Source organism: Vibrio sp. 1562 (assembly GCF_033340155.1).
Classification (GTDB): domain Bacteria; phylum Pseudomonadota; class Gammaproteobacteria; order Enterobacterales; family Vibrionaceae; genus Vibrio; species Vibrio alginolyticus.
In genome coordinates this window covers 1-794 of sequence record NZ_JAWOVY010000232.1, presented here as the reverse complement: position 1 = coordinate 794, position 794 = coordinate 1, and the positions used below count along the sequence as shown (strand labels likewise).

The following is a 794-nucleotide window of genomic DNA, read 5'->3' as shown; positions in this document are numbered from 1 at the left end:
TGCAGCTAGCAAACTACTCTGAGCAAGAGCTAGAAACACGCAAACGCATTAAAGCCGCGATGCGCTATCCGACGTTCGTTATCGTATTTATTACCATCGCCATGTTCATTCTGAACATTCTGGTTATCCCCGAGTTTGCATCGATGTTTACTCGTTTTGGGGTTGAGTTGCCGCTTCCAACTCGGATCTTGATTGCGACGTCCAACTTCTTTGTTCACTACTGGGGATTGCTCATTGCCGCTATGGTCGGTGCATTCTTTGTGTTCAAAGCTTGGGTTGCGACAGCAGATGGGCGGGAGAAGTTTGATAAATTTCGCCTCCGCTTACCAATCGTTGGCGATATCGTAAATCGCGCTCAATTGTCGCGTTTTGCTCGAACATTCTCGTTGATGTTGAAATCAGGTGTGCCGCTCAACCAATCTTTGGCGCTTGCTGGTGAAGCATTGGGTAACCGCTTTTTAGAAAATCGAATTTTAGAGATGAAAGCAGCCATCGAAGCGGGTAGCACCATTTCTGTTACTGCCATCAACAGCAATATTTTTACGCCATTAGTTATTCAAATGATTGCAGTTGGTGAAGAAACGGGTCGTATTGATGAACTTTTGCTCGAAGTCTCAGATTTTTATGATCGAGAAGTGGATTATGACCTTAAAACACTGACGGCAAGAATAGAACCATTACTTTTGGTCATTGTCGCTGGGATGGTGATGGTGCTTGCATTGGGTATTTTCTTACCAATGTGGGGGATGCTGGACATCATCAAAGGCGGCTAATGCGTGGTTGAGAATCAAAGC

Annotated in this window: 1 protein-coding gene; it reads left to right on the top strand. The window is 45.1% G+C overall.

Annotated features, from left to right (window positions below; all coding sequences use genetic code 11):
- The coding region (locus R7Z49_RS24345) for a type II secretion system F family protein (RefSeq protein WP_318112272.1) at positions 1–773 on the top strand (773 nt) is incomplete at its 5' end.
- Positions 774–794: the final 21 nt, after the last annotated feature.